This window comes from Synechococcus sp. RS9916 (assembly GCF_000153825.1).
In the GTDB taxonomy this organism is placed as follows: domain Bacteria; phylum Cyanobacteriota; class Cyanobacteriia; order PCC-6307; family Cyanobiaceae; genus Synechococcus_C.
Genome location: NZ_DS022299.1, coordinates 2,025,021 through 2,040,692 on the forward strand (window position 1 = coordinate 2,025,021; position 15,672 = coordinate 2,040,692).

General features: G+C 61.5%; 18 protein-coding genes. 12 read left to right on the forward strand and 6 right to left on the reverse strand.

Features of this window, described 5'->3' with window-relative positions; translation table 11 throughout:
- Positions 1-24: 24 nt before the first annotated feature.
- Entirely contained in the window at positions 25-1,599 is a 1,575-nt protein-coding gene (locus RS9916_RS10580) for a radical SAM protein (protein WP_038024524.1), read from the forward strand.
- Here RS9916_RS10580 and RS9916_RS10585 read toward each other — a convergent pair.
- Together RS9916_RS10585 and purU are read right to left on the reverse strand one after the other, a co-directional pair.
- Positions 1,586-2,866 (reverse strand): O-antigen ligase, encoded by a 1,281-nt coding sequence (locus RS9916_RS10585; RefSeq protein WP_007099405.1) that lies wholly within the window; start codon positions 2,864-2,866, stop codon positions 1,586-1,588. The two genes, RS9916_RS10580 and RS9916_RS10585, sit on opposite strands and share 14 nt — an antisense overlap.
- Entirely contained in the window at positions 2,863-3,702 is an 840-nt protein-coding gene (gene purU, locus RS9916_RS10590; RefSeq protein ID WP_369791606.1) for a formyltetrahydrofolate deformylase, read from the reverse strand. Before purU ends, RS9916_RS10585 begins: the two co-directional genes overlap by 4 nt.
- Before the next feature lie 105 nt (positions 3,703-3,807).
- Between purU and psbQ the strand changes: the two genes are divergently transcribed.
- The 3 genes from psbQ (at position 3,808) to pstS (ending at position 6,444) form a co-directional block, all read left to right on the forward strand.
- Positions 3,808-4,263, forward strand: a complete 456-nt coding sequence (gene psbQ / locus RS9916_RS10595) for a photosystem II protein PsbQ (RefSeq protein WP_007099407.1) — start codon at positions 3,808-3,810, stop codon at positions 4,261-4,263.
- A gap of 28 nt (positions 4,264-4,291) precedes the next feature.
- On the forward strand, positions 4,292-5,380 hold the full coding sequence (locus tag RS9916_RS10600) for an FAD-binding oxidoreductase (RefSeq protein WP_038023667.1): 1,089 nt from the start codon (positions 4,292-4,294) through the stop codon (positions 5,378-5,380).
- A 68-nt stretch (positions 5,381-5,448) separates the two neighbouring features.
- Positions 5,449-6,444, forward strand: coding sequence for a phosphate ABC transporter substrate-binding protein PstS (gene pstS / locus RS9916_RS10605; protein WP_038024527.1), 996 nt, complete (start codon positions 5,449-5,451; stop codon positions 6,442-6,444).
- 162 nt (positions 6,445-6,606) lie between these two features.
- Here the strand turns inward: pstS and dnaK are convergent, their stop codons facing one another.
- The gene (dnaK, locus tag RS9916_RS10610; RefSeq protein ID WP_007099410.1) at positions 6,607-8,514 is read right to left on the reverse strand and encodes a molecular chaperone DnaK; all 1,908 of its coding nucleotides are present in this window, start codon (positions 8,512-8,514) and stop codon (positions 6,607-6,609) included.
- A gap of 130 nt (positions 8,515-8,644) precedes the next feature.
- On the opposite strand from dnaK, the gene RS9916_RS10615 reads away from it, so the two are divergent.
- From RS9916_RS10615 to RS9916_RS14565, 4 genes are all read left to right on the forward strand, one after another.
- Positions 8,645-9,544, forward strand: a complete 900-nt coding sequence (locus RS9916_RS10615; protein ID WP_038023670.1) for a shikimate dehydrogenase — start codon at positions 8,645-8,647, stop codon at positions 9,542-9,544.
- Between the two features lie 24 nt (positions 9,545-9,568).
- Positions 9,569-10,045, forward strand: a complete 477-nt coding sequence (locus RS9916_RS10620) for a Tic20 family protein (RefSeq protein WP_007099412.1) — start codon at positions 9,569-9,571, stop codon at positions 10,043-10,045.
- An 80-nt stretch (positions 10,046-10,125) separates the two neighbouring features.
- Positions 10,126-10,497, forward strand: coding sequence for a 30S ribosomal protein S6 (gene rpsF / locus RS9916_RS10625; RefSeq protein ID WP_007099413.1), 372 nt, complete (start codon positions 10,126-10,128; stop codon positions 10,495-10,497).
- 17 nt (positions 10,498-10,514) lie between these two features.
- Complete coding sequence (locus RS9916_RS14565; RefSeq protein WP_007099414.1) at positions 10,515-10,916, forward strand: hypothetical protein; 402 nt, start codon at positions 10,515-10,517, stop codon at positions 10,914-10,916.
- Between the two features lies 1 nt (position 10,917).
- On the opposite strand, the gene RS9916_RS10635 is transcribed toward RS9916_RS14565, so the two are convergent.
- Positions 10,918-12,123, reverse strand: coding sequence for an argininosuccinate synthase (locus RS9916_RS10635; RefSeq protein WP_007099415.1), 1,206 nt, complete (start codon positions 12,121-12,123; stop codon positions 10,918-10,920).
- The gene (locus RS9916_RS10640; protein WP_007099416.1) at positions 12,123-12,347 is read right to left on the reverse strand and encodes a hypothetical protein; all 225 of its coding nucleotides are present in this window, start codon (positions 12,345-12,347) and stop codon (positions 12,123-12,125) included. Before RS9916_RS10640 ends, RS9916_RS10635 begins: the two co-directional genes overlap by 1 nt.
- Before the next feature lie 65 nt (positions 12,348-12,412).
- On the opposite strand from RS9916_RS10640, the gene RS9916_RS10645 reads away from it, so the two are divergent.
- The 4 genes from RS9916_RS10645 to RS9916_RS10660 all read left to right on the forward strand — a co-directional run bounded on the left by RS9916_RS10645 (position 12,413) and on the right by RS9916_RS10660 (position 15,457).
- Positions 12,413-12,664, forward strand: coding sequence for a DUF3134 family protein (locus RS9916_RS10645; RefSeq protein ID WP_007099417.1), 252 nt, complete (start codon positions 12,413-12,415; stop codon positions 12,662-12,664).
- Positions 12,665-12,781: 117 nt separating this feature from the next.
- Complete coding sequence (gene mraY / locus RS9916_RS10650; RefSeq protein ID WP_050752330.1) at positions 12,782-13,852, forward strand: phospho-N-acetylmuramoyl-pentapeptide-transferase; 1,071 nt, start codon at positions 12,782-12,784, stop codon at positions 13,850-13,852.
- Between the two features lie 17 nt (positions 13,853-13,869).
- Positions 13,870-14,991: a CDP-glycerol glycerophosphotransferase family protein gene (locus RS9916_RS10655; protein ID WP_007099419.1), complete on the forward strand. Its 1,122-nt coding sequence runs from the start codon at positions 13,870-13,872 to the stop codon at positions 14,989-14,991.
- A 217-nt stretch (positions 14,992-15,208) separates the two neighbouring features.
- Entirely contained in the window at positions 15,209-15,457 is a 249-nt protein-coding gene (locus RS9916_RS10660; RefSeq protein ID WP_007099420.1) for a hypothetical protein, read from the forward strand.
- 14 nt (positions 15,458-15,471) lie between these two features.
- Here RS9916_RS10660 and RS9916_RS14940 read toward each other — a convergent pair whose 3' ends face one another.
- A complete protein-coding gene (locus tag RS9916_RS14940; RefSeq protein WP_198003421.1) occupies positions 15,472-15,633 on the reverse strand; it encodes a hypothetical protein in 162 nt (53 codons plus the stop codon).
- Positions 15,634-15,672: the final 39 nt, after the last annotated feature.

Sequence of the window (15,672 nt, forward strand, 5' to 3'; positions counted from 1 at the left end):
CCGGAGCCCGGAGCCCTGCGCACGGTGCTGGCCTTCCCCAGCACGTACACCGTGGGCATCACCAGCCTTGGTTATCAGATCGTCTGGTCGACGCTGGCGATGCGGTCTGACGTCGACGTGCGCCGGTTGTTCACCGACCAGGGGGATCCCCCGCACCGGCACTGCGACCTATTTGGACTGTCCCTGAGCTGGGAACTCGACGGACCGGTCCTGCTCGATCTGCTGGAGCAGCAGCGAATCCCGATCTGGAGCCACGCGCGCACCGACGACCATCCGATCGTGTTTGGTGGTGGACCAGTGCTCACCGCCAATCCCGAGCCCCTTGCACCGTTTTTCGATGTCGTGCTGCTGGGCGACGGCGAAGACCTGCTGCCGGCCTTCATCGATGCCCTCCAGAGCGTGAAGGGGCAGCCCCGGGCCGAACAACTGCAGCATCTGGCCCGCGTGCCTGGGATCTACGTGCCCGAGCTGCATGCGCCCCGCTACGCAGCGGACGGCACCCTGCTGGGGGTGACACCAGTGGATGCAAGCCTTCCAGAACGGGTGGCGAAACAGACGTGGCGCGGCAACAGCCTCAGCCACTCCACGGTGATCACCCCGGAAGCGGCCTGGCCCGACATCCACATGGTGGAGGTGGTGCGCAGCTGCCCAGAACTGTGCCGCTTCTGCTTGGCCAGCTATCTGACCCTGCCATTCCGCACCCCGTCGCTCGATGACGGGCTGATCCCAGCAGTGGAAAAGGGACTGAACGCCACCAAACGCCTGGGCCTGCTGGGGGCGTCCGTCACCCAGCACCCCCAGTTCAGCGATCTGCTCCAGTGGCTGGCCCACGACCGCTTTGACGACCTGCGCGTCAGCGTCAGTTCCGTGCGGGCCGCAACGGTCACCCCGGAGCTGGCGACGGTGCTGGCAGGGCGAGGCAGCAAATCGCTCACGATCGCGATCGAGAGCGGCAGCGAGCGCATGCGCCGCGTGGTGAACAAGAAACTCAGCGGTGAAGAAATCGAAGCCGCGGCCCGCCATGCCAAGCAAGGCGGACTGAAGGCCCTGAAGCTCTACGGAATGGTGGGACTCCCCTGTGAAGACAACGACGATGTGGAAAGCACCGCAGCGCTGCTGCTGAGCCTGAAGAAAGGCACCCCTGGGCTGCGCTTCACCCTTGGGGTGAGCACATTCGTGCCCAAAGCGCACACCCCCTTCCAATGGCAAGGGGTACGCCCCGAAGCGGAAAAACGCTTGAAGCTACTGGCCAAACGGCTCAAACCGAAAGGCATTGATCTGCGCCCGGAAAGCTATGGCTGGAGCGTGATCCAGGCCCTGCTCTCCCGCAGCGACCGGCGCCTGGCCCCCGTGATCGCAGCGGTGCGCGGCTCCCAGGAAAGCCTGGGTGGCTGGAAGAAGGCCTACCGAGCCGCCCTGGCCGGTGAACTGCCTGAAGCCCGCAGCGCAGGCGTTGTCTTACCGCTGCCCCCCAGTTGGGACAGCGTGGTGCACGACGAATGGGCCTCTGACGCGGTGTTGCCCTGGGGCCATCTTGATGGTCCTTTGAGTCAGGAGAAACTTCAGGAGCACCGCCAACAGGCCCTCAGCTTGGGCTGACCGCTGCCGTTTCTGTCTCCCGAATCCGACTGCGCAGCCCGGCCAGCAGGATCCAACCGGCAATGTTCAGGCGGCTGTCAAAGAACGGCATGTCGGTGCCATGGAGCACCACCAACACCAGCACCGCAGCCCACCAGGCGCGATCAAACAAACCGACGCGGCTGCAGCGCAACGCCACGATCAACAACCCCAGCACCAGGCCCACCAGCGCAACCGTCGCCGGCACCCCATGGCTGACCGCCAGCTCCAACGGCAAGTTGTGGGAATGACCATGCCATTTGCCCGTGCGTAAGGGGTAGAGCACGGAAAAAGCCGCAGCACCCCACCCCAGCCAGGGACGTTCAGCGATCAACTGCAGAGCCACGCCCCACTGACTGAGACGGGTGGAGGCCAGGGCACGCTCCCCCGCATAGCGACTGTCGCTGAGGCGTGACCACACCGACTCGGGCACCAACCCCCGAGCAGGGTCCTGAAGCAACGCGGGAACACCGGGCAACACCGCCAACAGAACAGGAATCAACGCAAGGACCAGCAGCGGCAGCAACCAGGGCCAGCTCACCGGCCCAAGCACCAGGGGCACCGCCAGCACCAACGCGCCCCAGCCATTGCGGGAGTCAGTGAGCACGAGAGCCGTCACCAAAGCGGCAGCCAGCATCAACACCACACCCCGATAACGGCGATCGAGTCCGGGCTGCACCAGGGCCGCCAGCATCAATGGCCACACCAGCGCCAACCAGGCCGCGGCAATGTTGGCGTAATCGAACAGACCCGACAGCCTGCCCTGCGGCTCCCCTCCAGGAGCCATGAACCAGATCACCAGGCCCCCCAGGGCCTGCCAGGGCCCCTGCCAACCCAACCACAACTGACCCAGGCCGGTCACCACCACGGGCACCGTGCCCGCCACCAACCAGAGCGCCGCACGGCGACGCGCCCCGGCCTCCGCCACGTAGGGCTGGAACCCCCAGAACCCCCAGAAGAAGGGCAGCCAATTGGCCAGACCAGCCCAGGCGAGATCGGCGCGCACGGCGCTGAAACAACTGAGCAGCATCAACCCGCCAGCCGCCAGCAGCGGCCAGTTCCAGCGATCACACCAGTAGGGCCCTTCACGACGGAGACTGCCCAGCACCAAGGCCGGCACGAACAGCAGGCTGGCCAGCAACACCGTCGAGGGAAGCAACAGCAGGCCGAGCTGAAACAGGCACCAACCCCAGGGGGAAGCGACCGCCGGACAGCCGCTCCTGAGCCATGCGCACAGACGTGCCGTCATGCAAACACCGCCGTGCGGCCGCGATAGACCATCACCTGACGGCAGAGGTGCAGACGCACCGCCCGAGCCAAGGCGAGACGCTCCGTGTCGCGACCCTTACGGATCAGATCCTCCACCTCATCGCGGTGGCTGACATGCACCGTGGTCTGCTCAATGATCGGGCCATCATCCAAATCTTCGGTGACGTAGTGGGCCGTGGCACCGATCAGCTTCACCCCACGCTCCCAAGCGCGGTGATACGGCTGGGCCCCCTTGAAAGCAGGCAAAAAGGAGTGGTGAATGTTGATCACCGTGGGGAAGCGCTCCAGGAAATCAGCGCTGAGCACCTGCATGTATTTGGCCAAGACCGCCAGTTCAATGTCGTGCTCCTCGAGCAATCCCAGCATCTGGGCCTCAGCCTCCGGCTTGGTGGCGGCCGTCACCGGCACGCAAACAAAGGCGACACCGAACTCCTTACACAGCGGCTCAAGGTCGGGGTGATTCGCCACCACCAGCGGGACCTGCATGGGCAACTCACCACTGCGGGCCCGCCACAGCAAATCGAGCAGACAGTGGCTCTGCTTGCTGGCGAAGATCGCCACCCGCGGCAACGCATCGGAGAAGTGCAGTTGCACCTCACCGTCAAGACGCTCAGCTAGGGAACGCACAGCCGGAGCGATGGCCTGACGCGGCAGCCCGAAGCCCTGTTGCTCCCACTCCAGGCGACTGAGGAACAAGCCCGCACCCGCATCGGTGTGGTGATCGGCATGGCGAATGTTGCCGCCGTTGGCTGCCACCCATCGCGCCAGCTCACTTACCAGACCAGGTCGATCAGGGCAGATCAGCTGCAGGATCACGGAAGGGGAACTCACAACCAAGGCGCATGAACAACCATTCTCGCGATCGCGCTGGGCAGGATTGAACCTGGGTAAAATCCCCGCCATCTCCTTTTCTCCTTTGTGATGCTGAGCGCCCTGCGTCGCCTCGCCTCCTTCTGTCTCTGCGCCTGCCTGTGCCTCAGCCTTGTGGCCTGTGGCGATGCGGCGAAGAGCGCTCCGACCATCACTCCCGATGAGATGGCCGTGATCCGCCGCAATGCCACCGAATTCAAGGCTGCCCAAGAGCGCCTGCCTGAGCTGGCCAAGTTGGTGAACGCCCGCGACTGGACCTTCACCCGCAACCTGATCCACGGCCCCATGCAGGAAGTGGGTCGCGGCATGCTCTACATCAACCAGCGCCTGCTCCCCGGCGACCGGGCCGAAGCCAACAAGCTGGCCACCAGCCTGAAGGAAGGTCTGGCAGACCTCGACGAAGCAGCCCGTCTCCAGGACGGTGCCCGCCTGCAGAAGGCCTATGTGGAAGTGGCCACCGGCTTCGCCAACTACGCCCGGATGATTCCCGAGCAAGCCCTGAGCTGACGACGACCCCCTGAGCGACTCCATCGCGATCATCGGTGCTGGCGCCATTGGTGCCGGCACCGCCTGGACCCTGGCTCGCCAGGGTCACCCCGTGGTTCTGGTGGATCCAGAACTGGCCCAAACGCCCGAGCGACATCCCAAGACAACACTGACTGGCACGTCAGCGTCGCTTGGAATCCTCATGAGCTATGTGTTCCGCCGCTCCAGCGGCAGAGGTTGGCGGCTGCGGCGACGCAGCATGGAGCTATGGCCCCAGTGGGCTGACGCTCTGCACACGCCAGGCACGCCACTGAAGCTGCACAGCGGGTTGGTGCAGCTGGCCGCAAGTGATCAGGAAGCCAGCCTTCAGCGCCACTTGGCCGAACAACGCTCTGCTCTGGGCCTGGAATTCCTTCCGCCCGACACCCTGCAGGATGCACATCCCGACTGGCCCAGTTGCCGCTATGGAGGGCTGCGTTCAGCCAAGGATGGAAGGGTCGATCCGCTGCTGCTGCAACAGGCGCTTCGGCAGCAACTGCAACAACTGAATGTGACCCTGGAGGCCACCAGGGTTGAGCAACTCCAACGCGGCCAAGGCGGGTGGGTGCTGCAGCTCGCCAACGGCAACCAAGTGGCCGCCAAGCAGGTGGTGGTCTGCAGCGCACTGGCGAGCCAAGCCCTACTGGCCCCTTTGGGCCATGCGCGCCCGATGGAGCCGGTCCTGGGTCAGGTGCTGCAACTGCAATTGGCGAATGCCGAGCACCTGAGCAGCCAGTGGCCGGCCGTGCTAGTCAGCCATGGCGTGAATCTGGTGCGTCACGGGGCCGATCAGCTCTGGCTCGGCGCCACCCTGGAGCCAGGCACTGACCCCGATGCAGCAGCAGCAGAACGATTGCGAAGCCTGGAAGGCGATGCACCGCGTTGGCTTGGGGACTGCAAGGACGTGGGCCGTTGGCATGGTCTGAGGGCCCGGCCGAGCGGGCGACCCGCCCCACTCCTGGAGGTGCTCGAACCAGGGCTGATCCTGGCCACGGGCCACTACCGCAACGGCGTGCTGCTGGCTCCGGCGACCGCCGAGTGGGTGAGCGAACAAATCGACGCCAGTGGCCACCAGAAACGAATGCTTACCGACCCTTAAGCGCGTCTTTACGGAATTCAGCACTCTGCTGGCTACATGTAGGCCATTCGAATGTGATTTTCGAAAACATGTCTCGCTCCTTTCTGACGCGTACGGCCGCCGCAGTCGCCGGCCTTGGTGCCGCCGTCAGCCTGGTCTCCTGCTCCTCTGGTGATGGCGACAAAGCGACAGGTCGCCTTTCTGCGGCTGGCGCCTCCTTCCCTGCAGCGATCTATCAGCGCTGGTTCCAGGATCTGGCACCCCAGGGCCTCAACGTCAACTACCAATCCGTGGGCTCCGGCGCAGGCGTGCGTCAATTCACCGCCGGCACCGTTGACTTCGGCGCTTCCGATAAGCCGATGAAGCCCGAGGCGATCGCCAAAGTGAGCCGCGGTGTGGTGCAGATCCCGATGACCGCGGGTGCCATCGCCGTGGCCTACAACAACCCCGGTTGTGAGCTCAAGCTCACCCAGGATCAGCTGGCTGGCATCTTCCTGGGCACGATCAAGAACTACAGCGAACTGGGCTGCGGCGACAAGGCCATCAAGGTGGTGCACCGTTCCGACGGCTCCGGCACCACCTACAACTTCACCAAGCACCTCTCCGCCATCAGCCCGACCTGGAAGACGGATGTCGGCGCCGACAAATCCGTGCAGTGGCCCACCGGCGTGGGTGCCAAGGGCAATGAAGGCGTGGCAGCCCAGCTCAGCCAGATCGGTGGCGGCATCGGCTACGTGGAACTGGCCTACGTGAAGGGTGACCTGCAAGCCGCGGCCGTGCAGAACGCCTCTGGCGACCAGGTCAAGCCCACCAACGCCACCGCCAGTGAAGCCCTGGGATCCATTGACCTCGGTCCTGATCTGATCGGCGGCAACCCCAATCCCAAGGGTGGGTACCCGATCGTCACCTTCACCTGGGTGCTGGCCTACAAAACCGGCAACGACGACAAGACCCCTCTGCTGAAGAAGGCGTTCGACTACATGCTGTCCGAGGAAGCTCAGTCGAAAGCCCCAGAGCTGGGCTATGTCTCCCTTCCCCCAGAAGTGGTGACCAAAGCCAAGGCGGCTGCCAACTCGATCAACTGATCCATGACCCTCCCCACCATGGGGGGGACTGCACAACAAAAGGGGGGGCCGAAGCCCCCCTTTTTTGATAGTTCCTAGCAAGACGGATCCCAACAAAAAACCCCGCCTGCAAGGCAGACGGGGCGAAACAACATCGGCTCCCGATTAGGGGGGCCGAAAGCATCACTTCGACTCAGTGAATTCAGCGTCGATCACGTCGTCGGCGCCACCTGCAGCACCATTGCCACCGGCGGCACCAGCATCAGCACCAGGGGCAGCAGCGTCAGCACCGGCCTGCTGATAGACGGACGCACCCAGGGCATAAAGCTCCTGCTGGAGTTCCTCCAACTGGGCCTTCATCGCCTCGAAGTCGTCCTTCTCAACGGCTTCCTTGAGCTTGACGCGCTTGTCTTCCACCTTGGCCTTGGCGTCGGCATCGACCTTGTCGCCCAACTCACCCAGCTGCTTCTCGGCCTGGTAGACGAGGGTTTCAGCCTGGTTCTTGACGTCGATCCGCTCGCGCTTCTCCTTGTCAGCGCTGGCGTTGGCTTCGGCATCCTTCACCATCTTCTCCACCTCGTTCTCACTGAGGGTCGAAGCACCGGTGATCGAGATGCTCTGCTCCTTGCCGCTGCCCTTGTCCTTGGCGGTGACGCTGAGGATGCCGTTGGCGTCGATGTCGAAGGTCACTTCGATCTGGGGCACGCCACGGGGAGCAGGGGGAATGCCATCGAGACGGAAGGTTCCGAGCGACTTGTTGTCGGATGCCATCTCGCGCTCGCCCTGGAGCACGTGGATTTCCACGTTGGTCTGACCATCCACGGCGGTGGAATAGGTCTCCGACTTCTTGGTGGGAACCGTGGTGTTGCGGTTGATCATCTTGGTCATCACACCGCCGAGGGTTTCCACACCCAGGGAGAGGGGAGTGACGTCCAGCAGAAGGATGTCCTTGACCTCACCGGCGAGCACACCGCCCTGAATGGCAGCACCCACGGCCACCACTTCATCGGGGTTCACGGTCTGGTTGGGATCTTTACCGGTGATGCGCTTCACCAGCTCGAGCACCGCGGGGATGCGGGTGGAACCACCCACCATCACGATCTCGTCGAGCTCGGAGGAGGACAGCTTGGCGTCCTTGAGCGCCTGCTCCACAGGGGTGGCGCAACGGTCGATCAGCTTGGAAGCCAGCTCTTCGAACTTGGCGCGGGTGAGGGTGAGGTCGAGGTGCTTCGGACCTTCAGGAGTTGCCGTGATGAACGGCAGATTGATTTCACTCTGGGTGGCGTTGGAGAGCTCAACCTTGGCTTTTTCAGCCGCCTCGGTGAGGCGCTGCAGGGCCTGCTTGTCCTGACGCAGATCGATTCCTTCGTTCGACTTGAAAGTGTCAGCCAGGTGATCCACGATCACCTTGTCGAAATCGTCACCACCGAGGTGGGTGTCACCAGCGGTCGAGAGCACCTCGAACACGCCGTCACCCACTTCCAGGACGGACACGTCGAAGGTGCCGCCGCCCAGGTCAAAAACCAGGATGCGCTCGTTGCTCTTCTTGTCGAGGCCGTAGGCCAGAGCCGCGGCGGTGGGCTCGTTGATGATGCGCAGCACTTCCAGACCGGCGATCTTGCCGGCGTCCTTGGTGGCCTGACGCTGGGAGTCGTTGAAATAAGCGGGAACAGTGATCACCGCCTGGGTGATGCTCTCACCGAGGTATTTGCCGGCGTCCTCAGCCAGCTTGCGCAGCACCTGGGCGCTGACTTCTTCGGGCGCGAACTGCTTCTCGAGGACCGGGCACTTCACCTTCACGTTGGCGCCGGCCTTCTCGACGCCATAGCTCACTTCCTTCGACTCTTCGTTCACCTCATCGACGCGGCGACCGATGAAACGCTTGACGGAATAAAAAGTGTTGTCGGGATTCATAACCGCCTGACGCTTGGCGATCTGACCGACCAGCTGATCCTGGTTCTTGGTGTAAGCAACCACCGAGGGGGTGGTGCGGAATCCTTCTGCGTTGGCGATCACGGTGGGCTTGCCACCTTCCATCACGGAAACGCAGCTGTTCGTGGTGCCGAGGTCAATGCCTACAACCTTGCCCATGGGATCCCACCTCCTCGTCGAAAAGTCGTCTTGAACCTCTGCATCTTCCCCAGTGCAGTGGCACGAGCACGAGGTGTGGTTCCCGAACAGTTCGACAGGCAGGCTGGGGGGCACGAGCAGACAACAGGCCATGACCCGCCCAGGAACAATCGGCGCCAGCACTGCGCTGGTGGGCCTTCTTGGCGATCCGGTGCACCACTCGCTCTCGCCGGCGATGCACAACGCTGCCCTCCAGGCCATGGGGTTGGACTGGGTGTTTCTGGCCCTTCCCACGCCTGCAGAGCAACTGGCCACCGTGATCCAAGGCCTGCACGCCGTGAAGTGCCGGGGCCTCAACGTGACCATCCCTCACAAGCAGAGCGTGGCCGGGCTGTGCCGGGAGCTCAGTCCTTTGGCGGAGCGGCTGGGGGCGGTCAACGTGCTGGTGCCCCAGAGCGATGGGGGCTGGTTTGGCACCAACACCGACGTGGAGGGTTTCTACCGTCCGCTGAAGGAGGCGGAACCGGACTGGAGCCAACGCAGCGCCCTCGTGTTGGGCTGTGGAGGCAGCGCACGCGCCGTGGTGGCTGGCCTGACTGAACTGGGTTGCTCGCGGATTCAGATCGCCGGACGCCGACAACCGGTTTTGGATGAAGTGATCGCAGCCTGCGGCAACTGGTCACCCCAACTGGAACCATTGCTCTGGAGCAGTGACGCCGCGCTGCAGGACGCCCTCGATCAGTGCGATGTGGTGGTGAACACCACGCCCGTGGGCATGGCCTCCCCCACCGACCCAAGCGCAGCGTTGGCCAGTCCCCTCAGCGACAGCCTGGTCAACCGCCTGAAGCCCGGATCCTGGGTGTACGACATCATCTACACCCCAAGACCGACCCAACTGCTGAAGCTGGCCGAAGCGCAGGGCTGCCGCACCCTTGACGGGCTGGAAATGCTGGTGCAGCAGGGTGCCGCTGCACTTCGCCTGTGGACGGGCCAAGACGACGTACCGGTTGCGGCCATGCGAGATGCCGCCCTCCAGCGACTCGCCGCCTAGCGTCAGGACAGCTCCTTCTGTTGTATGCCCATCCCTGTGTGGCAGCGCCTGCTGGCGGTGTTGGTGTATCTGCTGCCGCTCAGCGATGCCCTGCCCTTCGGCCAGGCTCTGGTGGCGCAATATCCGGCGCTGGGCCTGCTGCTTCTGCCCGCAGTCCCCGTGGCGATCCTGCAGCGCAGCTTCAGTTTCGGCCCCCTTGCCCTGGGCGGGCTGTTGCTGTTTTTCGTGCTGTTCCTCGCGGTGGTGCGCAATCCCAACGTTCCTTACTTCCTGCGCTTCAACACCCTCCAGGCGCTGCTGGTGGACATCGTGGTGATCCTGATCGGCTACCTGTATGCGCCGCTGAGCATGAGCCTTGGAGGCTTGGTGATGCGCACGTTGGGCAGCACGGTGCTGCTGGGGGTGCTAGCGGTGGTGCTCTTCGCCCTGATCGAGTGCCTGCGGGGCCGCGAGCCGGATCTGCCCGGCCTGAGCCAAGCCGTACGCATGCAGCTCTACTGAGCTGTCAACCCCTCAGGCGATACGATTGTTGATCCGTCGCTCACTTCGGTGAGCCATGAGTCCCCGTCGGATCCATCTCCATGACCCAGACGCCTTACTACGAGACCATGTACATCCTCCGTCCGGACATCCCGGAAGAGGAGGTTGAGTCCCATCTCACCAAGTACCGCGACATCCTCGTTGAGGCTGGTGCCGAAGTGCTCGATAACCAGATGCGCGGCAAGCGTCGCCTGGCTTATGCGATCAACAAGAATAAGGAAGGCATCTACGTGCAGCTGAGCCACAACGGCGACGGCCAGCAGGTGGCCGTGCTGGAGAAGGCCATGCGTCTCAGCGAAGACGTCATCCACTACCTGACCGTGAAGCAGGACGGTCCTCTGCCCGAGCCCCGCGTGATGCCTGGCACCGCAGCTCCTGCCCAGGAAGAGCAGCCTGCAGGCGCCTCTGCCTGATCCCTCCAGTCGAGGGATTGTTCAGTCCATGGCCCGGCGATACCGTCTGGGCCATGGACTTTTTTGATGATCATCACCAGGCCCCGGCACCGCAATGGGCTCAGATGACTGAGGCAGCAGCCCGGACCAAACCCAACGACGACGCGGCGGAACTGATTCGTCTGCGGGAGCAGGTGCAGGAACTGGAGGCCACCGTGGCCGACTACGAAGCCCTGCTCGCCGAACTGCCCGAGCTGTTTGAACGCAAATTCCAGCAACGACTTGAACCACTGCTGGAGCGTTATCGCCTGCTAGCGCAGGCTCAAGAGATCCATGAGGGCCATCGGGCACCACTGCGACGGGCTGCCCTGCGCTGGGGATGGCCGGGGGTGCGCCGCATCAGCGCCACCCCCGACGATGGACAACAGCAGAGCGCCTGATTCAGCCGCGGTGGGTTGCAGCCCAGAGACGGGTGGGCAATCCCCAGACGTAGATGAAGCCCTCAGCCGCACGGTGATCAAACTGATCCTCGCTGCCATAGGACGCCATGGCCGGCACGTACAGGCTGCTCTCGGCTGATGCGCGACCGATGACGGTGGCTGTGCCCTTGTGCAGACGCAGACGGACAACACCGTTGACGTGCACCTGGGTGCGGTCCATGAAGCCGTCGAGAGCGTCCTTGAGCGGACCGAACCAGAGGCCCTGATACACCAGGTCAGCCCATTGCATCTCCAACTGACGCTTACTGCGCAGCACATCAGCGGCAAGCGTGAGGCTCTCCAGCTCCTGGTGCGCCTGAATCAGCAGCAACAGGCCTGGGGTTTCGTAAATCTCGCGGCTCTTGATCCCCACCACACGGTTCTCGATCATGTCGAGACGGCCAATGCCGTGGGTTCCCGCCAGACGATTGGCCTCACGGATCAGAGCAACAGGGTCTAGACGCTGACCATTGATGGCAACGGGATTACCGCCCTCGAAGCTGATTTCAATCTCTTCCGAAGCATCGGGAGTGTCAGCCACCGAGCGGGTCATGGCAAACACCTCTTCCGGCGGCGCCACCATGGGATCTTCCAGGGGGCCGGCCTCGATGCTGCGGCCCAGCAGGTTCAAATCGATGGAATAAGGAGATTTCTTGCTGACCGGCGCGGGAATGCCACAACGCTCGCCGTAAGCGATCGTCTCCTCACGGCTCATGCCCCACTCCCGGGCTGGGGTCAGCACCTTGAGGTCAGGGGCGAGTGCCGCGATCGCCACATCAAAACGCACCTGGTCGTTGCCCTTACCAGTGCAGCCATGGGCAACGGCATCAGCACCCACCTCGCGGGCCACCTCCACCAATCGACGGGCAATCAAGGGACGAGCCAGGGCTGTCGACAGGGGATAACGCCCTTCGTACAGAGCATTGGCCCGAATCGCAGGGAACGCGAACTCCTGAATGAAGGGCTCAATCAGATCGCCGACCAGCGACTGGCTCGCACCAGCCTCCAGAGCCTTCAGACGGATGGGCTCGAGCTCATCGCCCTGGCCGAGGTCTGCAGCGAAGGTAATCACCTCCTCGACGCCCCATTCCTGCTTCAGATAAGGAATGCAGACACTCGTATCCACTCCACCGGAATAGGCGAGCACGACCTTCTTCGCACGGCCCATCAACGGGACTCCTGTTCACAATCGTCTGATTCTCTCTCCCCGTCGGTCCAACCCATCAGCAACCAGGCCACCAGCACCAGAGCGGGACCAAACACCAACAGGCCCACAGTGGTGCCATCCACCGACAATGGCTCCGGATGGTGCTGGCCCCAGAAACGCAAACCAAGGCTGATTAGCAGGGCCAATCCCCAAACGAGCAGCAGGGCCAGTGGTTTACCGCTCAAGGGGAATCAGGCTGATGCGGTCCACTATGATGTTTGATTGGACTTATTGGACTTTGTCCTCAGCGATGAGCAGCGCACTTGACAGCATCAACCCCGCCCTGACGCGCTATGGGCGCAAGGAGCCGGCACCGGTGCTGCCGTTGCGTGAGGAGCCCGATCTTCTGAGCTGGCTGGAAACCAGTGGCCGCCTGGTGGAAGACGAGGAATCCTCCTCCAGCGATGTCAGCACCGTGGAAGAAGAGGAGCTGTCAGCACTGATGGGCGAAAAAGAGGATTACAACAAAGACGACGAACAGGAAGAAGGCTGGGAGGAGTGATCCTTTCCGACCTGACGGTCGACTGACCCCGTTGTGCTGTGGGGAACCGGCGGTTCCCCTAATCTCTCGGCGACCAGAGGCAACGCCGTGCTTGAACCCAAGGATCCGTCCCGCGTGATGGACGGTCGGTTTCCGGCAGCAGTGCTCGCCTTTGTCGTTTTTGCATCCGCATTTGCATACGACCAGCAGGTGCACGGCAGCCTGCTCAGCCTGCCGTTGCTGATCACCACGCTGTTGGCCGCTGTGAGCGCCTGGCTGGGGATCCCTCAGCTGCGTTCCCTGAAGATGGGCCAGGTGATCCGGGAAGACGGACCCCAGGCTCACTTGAGCAAAGCCGGCACCCCCACCATGGGCGGTCTGCTGGTGGTGCCGATTGGCGTCATCGTCGGTGCTCTGGTGAGCGTGCAAGACGGCAATGCTGAACGCTTACTGGCCGTCGCCGCCATCACCCTCGCCTTCATGCTGATTGGCGGCATCGATGACTGGCGCAGCCTCACCCGCCAGACCAACACCGGCCTCACACCACGGGGCAAATTAATGCTCCAGGCAGGCGCAGCAGCAATCTTTCTGGCTGTTGCCGGTTGGCAGGGTTGGATCAGCTCCACCATCGCCCTACCCATGGGCCTCGAACTTCCCCTGGGCTGGCTGATCTGGCCCCTGGGTCTGTTTGTGTTTCTGGCCGAGAGCAACGCCACCAACCTCACCGACGGGCTCGATGGCCTAGCAGCAGGTTGTGGTGCCCTTGTATTTAGCGGCATGGGACTGCAACTGATGCTGCGGGGCAACAGTGGCGATCCAGCCCTGGCAGGGTTCTGCATGGCGATGGCCGGTGCCTGGATCGGCTTCCTCATCCACAACCGCAACCCTGCTCGGGTGTTCATGGGGGACACAGGGTCCCTGGCCATGGGTGCCGCCCTCACGGCCGTCGCACTGCTGAGCAACAGCCTCTGGCCGCTACTGGTGATGGGCGGTGTCTTCCTAGCGGAATCCCTCTCCGTGATCATCCAGGTGTGGGTGTTCAAAGCCACGAAAGGCCCCGATGGTGTGGGCCGGCGAGTGTTCCGCATGGCACCGCTCCACCATCACTTCGAACTGGGTGGCGCAGCGGAACAACAGGTGGTGCGGGCGTTCTGGCTGGTGACTTTCGTTCTCGTGATTGGCGGCATCGTGCTACGACCCAACGGCTGAACGGAGGGAAAAAAGCAATGGACAATCAGATTATTTTTTATGCCTTTAGTTCGCAAAGCTGGGATTCCTATTTTCCCATCATCACAGAACTAATCAAACAACAACCAGAGTCTGAGCAGTGGATGGGCGTCTACGCGCCTTGCAACCAATACGACTTCAGAAACGAATCATCGAAGCAAATATTTGACCGCTTAAAGCAGAATTTCAAACATCCGCGCGAAACAAAAAAGAAAAATTCAAAGCAATTCAGATATCTACTTATAACGACACACATTCCAGAGCCGATCCACGGCCTTGAGGATGGCCTCTACATCCACGTGCATCATGGCTCAGCTTTTGGAAGCTTTACTCAAGACTATGTCTTATCGTGCTATCAAGCCTCCAACATTTATTGCGGAATATCAACCGCTGAAGAAAAATTCATAACAGAAATTCTCGGAAGTGAATCAAGCAAAAATAAAAAATTCATTGCCACTGGTTGTCCAAAAAACGATATCTTTTCAGACTATATCTTCAGCTCACAACAGAGAAGAGTAGAAATCAAACAAGAAGTCAAGAATGCGCTGGGCATTGACAACAGAAAAGCAATTGTTTTTCTTGCCTCCCACTGGACAGAACGCGGCACTCTCAGACGATTTGGAACAAGCTTGATTCATGTTCTCTCCACCCTTGGAGATCAAGTTCAGATCATCCAAGGGGCACATCCAAATTTGTGGACCAATCACGTCAGCACCCAAACCTCAACCTGGCTTTACGAAGCTCTATGCCATGAACGAGACAAGGGAACGGCCTTGCTCAGCCTGGGAATCAGTGATGCCATGGCTCTTGTCGCTGCTGATGTGGTCGTCGGCGACATCAGCTCGATTGCAATCGAAGCTGCATTGCTCGAAAAGCCAATTTTATTAAATATAGATGAAAGCTCGTTTTGTAATAAGCAAACATATGAAATCTACAAAGACATGAGTGTTCAATTCGAGGGAGCAGACGACCTGCTCCAGAAGTTCATCCATGGCGTTACTTTCCCCAAAGAAAGAGAGCTTGCCTTTCGCAAAGCGAAGGAGATGTTTGGCTTCAATCTCGGTCATGCATCAAGCAAAGTCGCTTCGATCATTCTTGAAGCAAAAAATCAATGTGACTAAAACGCAGGGCCATCAAGAGAGCGAGCGAGCAGCCCTAACAACGATGCGTGCCTCCAAAAAGACTCAATACGCCGCTACTCCCAAAGACCCAAAGCAAATAATACGAGTTAAACACTTATGCGTTACGCTTATAACACGAAACCGTGCCAATTGGTTGTGACAGCCTAAATTTGGGATCATGGCGACGTTCCAAGCGTTCGCATCCGGAGCTGTTGCCATGGCCTATTTCACATGGAAGGAAGCCGGTCTCACGAGCGACTGCGCCAGCCTGGAAGCGATGGCAGCCCGCTTTGAAGAGTCGGCCAGCCTGATGCGACGCATGGCCAAAGAAGGCTTCCGGTTGGAACGGATCAGCGATCAACAACGCATCACCCACCCCACACCCGCGGTGTTCGATGCCTGGGGTTTTGTGAACGAAGAATCACCCGAGCGACAACTGACCCTGATCCCCGAACAACCCCACTGAAGCCAGATCCCACCTCACTCCCGGCGAATCGACCCCAGGATCCACACGACCACAAACGCCAGCGACGACACCCCCAGATAGATCAACGCCCACTTCTGAACGGTGGCGATATCCCAACCAAACAGCAGCCCATTGGCTGCATCACCGGCCGTGGAAAAGGCAAACAGCATGGCCATGACCGGCGAAGCGCGAAGATCGCCCCATGCTGCTACCTG